This is a genomic window from Providencia sp. wls1922 (assembly GCF_009706505.1).
GTDB lineage: Bacteria > Pseudomonadota > Gammaproteobacteria > Enterobacterales > Enterobacteriaceae > Providencia > Providencia lanzhouensis.
In genome coordinates, this window is sequence record NZ_WLUG01000106.1 from 22,039 (window position 1) to 31,834 (window position 9,796).

Genomic DNA, 9,796 nt, shown 5'->3' on the forward strand with positions numbered 1-9,796 from the left:
TTATGTCAATGCAATCTCAGGACATTATTCGTCGCTCGGCCACCAATTCCCTGACGCCCGCACCTCAGGTGCGGGACTATAAGGAAGAAGTTGCAAAGCTGATTGACGTCACAACCTGTATCAGCTGTAAAGCGTGTCAGGTTGCGTGTTCCGAATGGAACGATATCCGCGACAAAATCGGAACAAACGTTGGGGTGTATGACAACCCAACGGATTTAACCGCTAAGTCATGGACAGTAATGCGCTTCTCTGAAGTGGAAGAGAACGATAAATTTGAATGGCTGATCCGTAAAGATGGCTGTATGCACTGTGCTGATCCGGGCTGCCTGAAAGCATGCCCATCAGAAGGCGCAATCGTCCAGTATAAAAACGGTATCGTGGATTTCCAATCTGAACACTGTATCGGTTGTGGTTACTGTATCGCGGGTTGCCCGTTCAACGTGCCACGCATCAACAAAGAAGACAACCGCGCATACAAATGTACGCTGTGTGTCGACCGTGTTGAAGTCGGTCAAGAGCCTGCTTGTGTGAAAACATGTCCAACTGGCGCTATCCATTTTGGTAGCAAAGAAGACATGATTGGCATGGCTGGCGAGCGTGTTGAAGAGCTGAAAACTCGTGGTTATGCAAACGCAGGTTTATACGATCCACAAGGTGTGGGCGGTACGCACGTTATGTATGTATTGCACCATGCAGATAAGCCGCAGTTGTATCACGGATTACCAGAAAACCCGACCATCAGCCCAACAGTTACCTTCTGGAAAGGTATCTGGAAGCCGATTGCTGCGGTTGGTTTTGCGGCAACATTTGCGGCGGCAATTTTCCACTATGTGGGAATTGGTCCAAACCGCGTCTCCAAGAAAGATGAAGAAGAGGCTCTAGAAGATTTGCATAACGCAATGTCGTCTGACACTTCGAAATCAAAAGAAGGGGAGGATCAGAAATGATGCCAGATGATAACGACAAAATTATTCGCCACAAACCGATTGAAAGGATTAATCACTGGGCGGTTGTGATTTGCTTCTTGTTCACGGCTATCAGCGGGCTGGGCTTTTTCTTCCCATCGCTGAACTGGTTTATGAACATTTTAGGCACGCCACAACTGTCTCGAATTTTGCATCCATTTGTGGGTACGGCGATGTTCTTGCTGTTCGTCTTTATGTTCTTCCGTTATTTCCACCATAACTTCATTAATAAAGAAGATATCAAGTGGGGGAAAAATATCGGTAAGGTACTGAAAAACGAAGAAGCTGGCGACGTAGGCCAATATAACCTCGGTCAGAAAGGGGTGTATTGGGTGGTCACTATCTGCTTACTGGCATTGGTTGTCACTGGCGTGATTATGTGGCGCCCATTCTTCGCGGACTATTTCCCAATCCCAGTGTACCGTGCAGCGATTCTTATTCACTCGCTGTCAGCCATTGGCTTGATCCTGATGATTGTTGTGCATGCGTATGCGGCAATTTGGGTCAAAGGCTCTGTGCGTGCGATGGTTGAAGGTTGGGTAACACGTGGTTGGGCGAGAAAGCACCACCCACGTTGGTACCGCGAGCTAGTTGCTAAAGAGAAACAGCAACAAGAGCAGCAAGAGAAAAACTAAGTGTTTTTGTCTCGATGAATCAAGCCCACAACATTGGTTGTGGGCTTTTTTATCACTAAAATAGATAGTGCTAATCACGGATTGTGAAGCTGTAAATTAGCGCACATCCCAAGAGAACTAATACGGCAGAAAACCCGACATATTGGTAATTCACCGATAAAACCCCGCCCGCTAATCCCCCCGTAATAAAAGAGAGTACAGCCAAGAGTAAAACTTTTTTGCTACTGTCCCCGGGCACATTTTTCAAAAAGGCATTAATGCAGGATGTGGTCATGCCGGTGACATAGGTGGAGTGGATCCCAACTGTTCCTGCCTTATTAAAATAACCATTTTGAATTCCCATTGATAAGCTGATCAGCAAAATGGCTAAATCAGGTGAATACAAAGGCTGGATGAAAAAATAAATAGTGAAAACACCACTAAATATTAAAAATACCAGACCTAGAACAAAGCGGTATAACACGATTGCGCTATGCTTGAGCCGAATCCAAGAACCCAAAAATGTTCCTGCAAAAAATCCTAATATGGAAATTGCAGAGAGTAGCAACATGCCAATATTCATTTTGGCGAGGTAAATCATACTTAAAATGCTATTTCCCGTCAGGTGGCCAGTAAATACCTCAAAGATGACAAATGAGCAGGCATCGACAAATCCGCCAATAAAGGCAAGCAATAAAAAGAAGGGTGTGTGAGACTTCGCTTCGAAGTGAAATAATGACGTCATATTGTTGCCCTTTATGATGCGGATAGAGAGCACACTATTATATGTGCCAATTGGATTAACATCATGGAAATAACAGTAGTTATATCAAATAAAAATGCCCTAATACCAATTTGTTATTTCCACATACAAACCAGGGTTAACAACGGTGAATATTCGGAGGGCTAGAGTAGCCTATCAGCGACTTTTGTTTTATCCTGACGGGTAAAACGGCAAGACTTGCTGGTTAATCGAATATTTTCTTAGAGGCTTGCGGGGAAATGCGAATAGGCAATTTCTCGGAGTAAGTTGTTATAAAAAATATAAAAGAGAGAGAGCAATGGGTATTCGTATCGTCCCGAAAGAAGAATTAGGTCAAGAGAGATTAAAAGAGAAAGGCATCGGCTTTATTCCGCCTGTTTTATTCCCGAATTTAAAAAGCCTTTATCAACGTCGTGCAGAAAGATTAAAAGAGTTAGGCGTTGGTGAACATCCTTTTGCAGATTATCTGAACTTCGCTGCGGAAGTGGCAACGGCACAAAATAATGCGCAACATGACAATCCATTAGAGATGGATATGGAAGCGGTTTTAGCGCGTTCAATGGCAACGAATACTGCACCATTAGATGCAAAAACATTCCCACGCACGGATCACTGGCACAAATTATTACGTTCAATCATCGCCGAATTGATGCCGATCGTGCCAGATTCTGTCCGTACTGCCTTGGAAAACTTAGAAAAAGCATCAGAAGCTGAACTCGAAGAGATGGCAACTGCGCTGTTAAACGAACAGTTTGAAAAAGTCCCTGCGGATAAATCTATGTTCATTTGGGCGGCATTGTCTGTCTATTGGGCACAAATGGCCTCCAATATTCCAGGTAAAGCTCGCGCAGAACACGGAGATCACCGTCATTACTGCCCAGTGTGCAACAGCATGCCTGTTTCTAGCATTGTACAAATTGGGACTAGCCAAGGCTTACGCTATTTGCACTGCACACTGTGTGAAACAGAGTGGCACATGGTTCGTGTGAAATGCAGTAACTGCGAACAAACTCGTGACCTGAATTACTGGTCTCTGGATGATGAAAATGCGGCAGTGAAAGCAGAAAGTTGCGGTGACTGTGGTAGCTATCTGAAAGTCTTATACCAAGAGAAAGAAGCCAAAGTGGAAGCGGTAGCGGATGATTTAGCTTCGATCATTTTAGATGCACGTATGGAAGAAGAAGGTTTTGCTCGTAGCAGCATTAACCCGTTCTTATTCCCTGGCGAAAAATAATCTGTTAGCTGCACAGTAAGAAAGAGAAGAGTGACTATGGATGAATCAAATGTCGCGCTATACCGCCAATTACCTGCCATCGATAAGCTTTTGCAATTCGATGAAGCGCAGGTGTTGGTAGAGAAATCGGGTCTGCATTGGGTTACGGAATGTCTTCGTGAAATGCAGGAACAAGCGCGAGCATCTATCGCACAAGACGGATGCTTACCGGATTGGCACGGTGATTGGTTAGCAGAACTTTCTGTTCGCCATGATGAATTGCAACACAGCGCGTTAAAAAACGTCTTTAATTTGACGGGGACTGTGTTGCACACCAATCTAGGGCGTGCGGTGATGTCCAATACCGCCATCCATGCGGTCTCGCAAGTGATGAGCTCGCCAGTCACTTTAGAATATTCTCTTGATGGTGCAACGCGAGGGCATCGTGACCGTGCTATTGCTGACTTACTGTGCCAACTAACAGGGGCAGAAGATGCCTGTATTGTGAATAACAATGCGGCGGCGGTTTTACTGTTATTAGCCACGGTAGCTCCGCAGCGCGAGGTGATTGTCTCTCGCGGTGAGCTGGTAGAAATTGGGGGCGCATTCCGCGTTCCCGATGTGATGGCTCAGGCAGGCTGTAAATTGGTTGAAGTGGGTACCACGAACCGAACCCATTTACGGGATTATGAAAATGCCATTAATGACCAAACTGGGTTGTTAATGAAGGTGCATACCAGTAACTACAGTATTGAAGGCTTTACCGCGGAAGTTGAAGGGGAAGAGCTAGCTGTTTTAGGGCAAAAATACCAATTACCAACGGCGATTGATTTAGGCAGTGGGTCAATGATTGATATGACTGCATATGGATTACCTGCGGAGCCGATGCCACAAGCGTATTTATCTCAAGGCATTGATTTAGTCTCTATTTCTGGAGACAAACTTCTGGGAGGACCTCAAGCGGGGATCATTCTCGGTAAGAAAAAATGGATTGATGCCATTCAAAAACACCCCTTAAAACGTGCCCTTCGCGTAGATAAAATGGTGCTAGCTGCGTTAGAAGCGACGCTAAAACTCTATTTAACCCCTGAAAAACTTACCACTGAACTGCCGACATTACGTTGGTTAACACGTTCCCAAGAAGAAATTAGGCAGAGTGCCGAAAATATCCTCGTGAAGCTGCAAGCTTATTATGGGGATCGTTTCTTTGTCGAGGCTGAGCCTTGTTTATCACAAATTGGTAGCGGCTCTCTTCCTGTTGACCGATTACCCAGCTATGCGATTACATTCGCGCCTCTTGATGGAAAAGGCGGTAATTTAGAGCGTCTTGCCAACCGTTGGCGTCAATTACCTCAGCCTGTGATCGGACGTTTAAAAGAGGGCAAATTGTGGCTAGACCTACGTTGTCTTGAGGATGAACACGAGTTAGTGCAGGCGTTATTGTCATGATTTTTGCGACAGCCGGTCATGTTGACCATGGTAAAACATCGTTAATTCAAGCGCTGACAGGCGTGAACACCGCGCATCTTCCAGAAGAGAAGAAACGCGGAATGACCATCGACCTTGGCTATGCGTATTGGCCGCAATCTGACGGTAGCTCAATCGGTTTTATTGATGTTCCCGGACATGAAAAATTTCTCGCGAACATGTTGGCGGGGATCGGTGGGGTTAATCATGCCCTACTGGTGGTGGCGTGCGACGATGGAATAATGGCGCAAACCCTTGAGCATTTGTCGATTTTACGGCTTGCGGGTTGCCAAGATGTCTCGGTGATTTTAACCAAAGCCGACCGTGTTGATGAGTCGAGAGTGGCAGAGGTCACTCAGCAGGTTCACGCGGAACTGCGTCGCCAAGGCTGGTTGAATGCGCCACTATTTATCACTTCAGCAAGTACAGGGCTTGGCATTGATGCGCTGCGTCAATACTTACAGCAACTGCACCAACAACATAATTCTTCTACTAACCTGCAACAGCGTTTTCGTTTAGCCATCGACCGTATTTTCCATGTGAAAGGGGCGGGGATTGTAGTCACAGGAACGGCGCTAGCGGGTAAAGTGAATGTGGGTGAATCCTTATGGGTGACGGGGGCGGATACTCCAGTCCGTATTCGTGGGATTCATCGCCAAAACCAAGTGGCTGAGTTTGCTCAAGCAGGGGATCGCGTCGCGCTTAACTTAACGGGGAATATCGATAAAGAGTCGATAACCCGTGGTGATTGGCTGCTGGCCGAGCAACCTGCTTTTATCGCCTCTCGGGTGATAGTGGAACTGACTTGTGATGCGCCACTTAAACATTGGCAACCCGTGCATTTATACCACGGTGCAAGTCACATTACAGGGCGAGTCTCTTTGCTGACAGAATCGGGCGAAACACCAATGTTGGCAGAGCTGATTTTAGATACGCCACTGTGGCTGGTGGATAATGACAGATTAATTATTCGCGATATTAGTGCGCGGCAAACCCTTGCTGGTGCGCGAGTGATCCGCTTAGTGTCTCCGCGTCGTGGTAAGAGACAACCTGAGTTTCTCGATTGGCTATCCCGTTTATGTGCAACGGATGATGAGCTGGCGCAGCTTAACCTACAGTTACCCAGCGGTGAGCTAGACTTAAACAGTTACGGTTGGTCGCGCCAGTTAACTCAGTCGGCATTAGATTCCTTGTTGGAACAAGTTGATATTGTCCGTGTCGGCGATGTCGTACTTTCTGCGTTTAAAGCGCAGGTTGCCAAGGACAAGTTGACTCAATCCCTCGAAAATTTCAATGAAGTTCATAGCGATCAGATAGGTGTCGGTAAAGCGCGATTGAAACGAATGGCGCTGCCTACGATGGATGAAACCTTGGTATTCAAATTGATTAATGATTTGATTGCCGAGGGGGTGATTAAGCAGACTCGTGGCTGGTTGCATATGCCGCAGCATGGGTTAGTGTTTGATGCCAAGCAGCAAGGTATTTGGCAACAAGTGGAAGGGCTGTTCTCGCATCCTGAAGCTCGTTGGGTACGCGATATTGCCGTAGAAACAGGTCACGATGAAGATACTATTCGCCGTATACTGAAAAAAGCTGCACAAATGGGGATGATCGTAGCGATTGTGCGCGATAGGTATTATAGCAGCGAACAGATCCGCCAATTTGCCCAAATTATTTCACGTCATTGTGCTGATCACGAGGTGATTTTTGCCGCTGATTTTCGTAATGAACTGGGTATTGGTCGTAAACTTGCGATTCAAATTCTCGAATTCTTTGATAAAAGCGGCTTTACTCGTCGTAAAGAGGATGGGCATTATTTACGAGACAAAGGCATTTTTGTTGAATAAATTGTAGGGTTTTCGCCATTATAATGTTGGCAGTTTTGTTAACCTTGATACCTTTTTGTGAATTGTGGAAGTCAAATGAATAAAAAACTAATTGCGAGTATTTATCTGGCGCTGATTTTTATTGGCTCGCTGTTTTTAGTCTTTGAAAAAAGTGGCGTTATCTATCCTGGTCTGATTTCCATTTGTGTTTATGCTGTCATATTCGGTGTTTTATTTACAGTCACTGCTCGTTGGGTTTTCTCTGCAATTATTACGAGTACCCTGTTTATTATCATCAAAATCTTTAATCAGTTAAAAGTTCACTATTATAAAGAGCAACTTTTCTTCACTGATATTAATTTGATGACGGATACCTCCAACTTAGGGACATTAGGTCACTATTGGTTGGCGGGCGTGGCGGTACTTGCGTTATTTATTCTGCTTATCATCAACGGTGTGATCAGTTGGCGCTTATCGACACCATGTAAACGCAAGATATCACGTGTGGTTAGTGTGCTCATGGTTATCGTTGGTTACTTTGGGGCGGATTGGGCAAGTACGCATTACTTTGATAAATGGTCACAAATGTTGCCGAAAGGTCGTGGTACAGTGACTAACTTGGTGATGTCTGCACAGAATGCGAAATACAAATCACCGCATTTTGTGGGTGATGCGAGCTATTTTGAACAAAAAGCGGCGAATGTTTCTTTGGCGAAGAATGAACAAACCGAAAAGCCTGACATTCTGCTGTTGTTACAAGAATCCACGGTTGATCCAAAAGTTTATGATTTACCTGCAGGGACTAAACTGCCAGAGTTATTTATGTTTCAGCAAGATGCCAATATGATTGCACATAGTCCGATGCGCGTACAAACCTTCGGTGGTGGAACATGGTTATCTGAGTTTTCTGCATTAACGGGGTTAAATAGCGATGATTTCGGAGCACAAAAAAGCGGTGTGTTCTATTTTGTGGTCGATCATTTAAATAACAGCTTATTTAAAGAGATGAAAGCCAACGGTTATTATACGGTCGTCCTGACACCGTTTAATAAAGGGGCTTATCATTCTGGTCACGCTTATGAAACGATGGGCGTTGACCGTATCATTCAGCCTCAAGAGTTAGGTTATCCAGGCAAGTTGCAAGATAATTTATGGACGATCAGCACGGAAGATATGCTGAAGTACGTAAAAGAAATTTTGGCAACAGAAACGGACAAGCCCGTCTTTATTTTTGCATTAACCATGTATGAACACGGACCTTATAAAGAAGGTCACAGTGATGACTATGGAATTAAAGATAAGCTAGATAATAAAGATTCCGCAGGCGAATTTAGCCATTATATGGAAAAAATCGTCCATTCTGATGCGGCCATTCGTGATTTCGTTTCGTTTATGGAAAAGCGTCAGCGCCCACTGATGTTCCTCTATTTTGGTGACCATCAACCGGGGATCAGTTTGGACAAATATAAGTCCACATTATCGTCTCCTGCTTATGCGACACAGTTTACCCTAAGAGATAATCTCAAAGCGGGTACCGCAATTAAAACAGGTGAGTTAACGGACATTTCATTCCTTGGTGGAATGTTATTGGAACGCGCAAATTTGAAAGTTTCGCCGTTCTATGAAGCGAATATTAAGATGCGCCATTTATGCGACGGTAAACTGAATGACTGTGAAGATAAGCAGTTACTCGATGGTTATCGCCACTATGTTTATCATGTGCTCGGTGTCGCCAATAAAGATGAGACCAAGTAGTTTATCTCTAATTAGTGCTAGAATGTTGATAAACCATCATTTAATAACGTAAGAAGATAACGAATATGAAATATTTGGTCACGGGAAGTGCCGGGTTTATTGGTTTTAGATTGTGTCAAAGACTATTAGAAAGTGGGCATGAAGTTATCGGTATCGATAATATGAATGCCTATTATGATCAGGGATTGAAACAGTCTCGACTGCATATACTTGAACAATATCCGCAGTTCCGGTTTATTCATCTTGATATCACTGACCGCGAAAAAGTGCTGGTGTTGTGTACTCAAGAGAATTTCGACCGCGTTATCCATCTTGCCGCACAGGCAGGGGTGCGTTACTCATTACAAAACCCATTTGCCTATGCTGACAGTAACCTGAATGGGCATTTGGCGATTTTAGAAGGTTGCCGCCAAGCGAAAGTGAAACACTTGGTGTATGCCTCTTCGAGTTCAGTGTATGGCGTGACCGATAAAATGCCATTCACTACCGACATGTCCACCGATCACCCTATTTCGTTATATGCCGCGACCAAAAAAGCCAATGAGTTAATGGCGCACTCTTATTCGCATCTTTATCAGCTCCCGACGACAGGCTTACGCTTTTTCACCGTGTATGGTCCGTGGGGACGCCCTGATATGGCGCTGTTTAAATTCACCAAGGCTATCTTAGCGGGTGAACCTATCGATGTTTATAATAACGGCGATCTGAGCCGTGATTTCACTTTCATTGATGATATTGTCGAAGGTGTTATTCGCGTTTCAGATATAATCCCGCAAGCAGACCCGCAAAATCGCTCAGATTCGCCAGCGCAAAGCAGCGCACCTTACCGGATTTATAATATTGGTAATGGACAGCCTGTGAAGCTGATTGATTTTATTTCTGCATTGGAAAATGCGTTAGGAAAAGAAGCCATTAAGAACTTCTTACCGATGCAAGCGGGAGATGTTTACACGACATGGGCAGACACCGAAGACCTGTTTAACGTCACCGGTTATCGCCCACAAGTTTCTATTGAACAGGGTGTTCAGGCGTTTGTTGATTGGTACAAGTCGTATTATCACCGTTAATATCGGTCATCAATACGATTTACCATCAATATAGTTTACCACCTGAAATATCCGCAGAAGGATTTGAGAGGCAAGTTTGAAAATAGCAATCGCAGGTACCGGCTACGTCGGTCTGTCTAACGCCAT

The 9,796-nt window shown here is 44.7% G+C and carries 8 protein-coding genes; 7 read left to right on the forward strand and 1 reads right to left on the reverse strand.

Annotation, left to right across the window (positions count from 1 at the left end):
* Positions 1-2 precede the first annotated feature (2 nt).
* Together fdxH and fdoI are read left to right on the forward strand one after the other, a co-directional pair.
* A complete protein-coding gene (fdxH, locus tag GKR71_RS14900) occupies positions 3-947 on the forward strand; it encodes a formate dehydrogenase subunit beta (protein ID WP_154634504.1) in 945 nt (314 codons plus the stop codon).
* Positions 944-1,600, forward strand: a complete 657-nt coding sequence (gene fdoI / locus GKR71_RS14905; protein ID WP_036950687.1) for a formate dehydrogenase cytochrome b556 subunit — start codon at positions 944-946, stop codon at positions 1,598-1,600. The genes fdxH and fdoI overlap by 4 nt, the downstream gene beginning before the upstream one ends.
* A gap of 70 nt (positions 1,601-1,670) precedes the next feature.
* On the opposite strand, the gene GKR71_RS14910 is transcribed toward fdoI, so the two are convergent.
* Positions 1,671-2,324 (reverse strand): YoaK family protein, encoded by a 654-nt coding sequence (locus tag GKR71_RS14910; RefSeq protein WP_036950690.1) that lies wholly within the window; start codon positions 2,322-2,324, stop codon positions 1,671-1,673.
* 316 nt (positions 2,325-2,640) lie between these two features.
* Between GKR71_RS14910 and fdhE the strand changes: the two genes are divergently transcribed.
* The 5 genes from fdhE (at position 2,641) to GKR71_RS14935 (ending at position 9,670) form a co-directional block, all read left to right on the forward strand.
* Complete coding sequence (gene fdhE, locus GKR71_RS14915) at positions 2,641-3,576, forward strand: formate dehydrogenase accessory protein FdhE (protein ID WP_154634505.1); 936 nt, start codon at positions 2,641-2,643, stop codon at positions 3,574-3,576.
* 36 nt (positions 3,577-3,612) lie between these two features.
* On the forward strand, positions 3,613-5,004 hold the full coding sequence (gene selA, locus GKR71_RS14920; protein ID WP_154634506.1) for an L-seryl-tRNA(Sec) selenium transferase: 1,392 nt from the start codon (positions 3,613-3,615) through the stop codon (positions 5,002-5,004).
* Entirely contained in the window at positions 5,001-6,869 is a 1,869-nt protein-coding gene (gene selB, locus GKR71_RS14925) for a selenocysteine-specific translation elongation factor (RefSeq protein ID WP_108479133.1), read from the forward strand. Before selA ends, selB begins: the two co-directional genes overlap by 4 nt.
* Positions 6,870-6,944: 75 nt before the next feature.
* The gene (locus GKR71_RS14930; RefSeq protein ID WP_036950700.1) at positions 6,945-8,603 is read left to right on the forward strand and encodes an LTA synthase family protein; all 1,659 of its coding nucleotides are present in this window, start codon (positions 6,945-6,947) and stop codon (positions 8,601-8,603) included.
* Between the two features lie 65 nt (positions 8,604-8,668).
* A complete protein-coding gene (locus GKR71_RS14935) occupies positions 8,669-9,670 on the forward strand; it encodes an NAD-dependent epimerase (protein ID WP_036950702.1) in 1,002 nt (333 codons plus the stop codon).
* Positions 9,671-9,796: the final 126 nt, after the last annotated feature.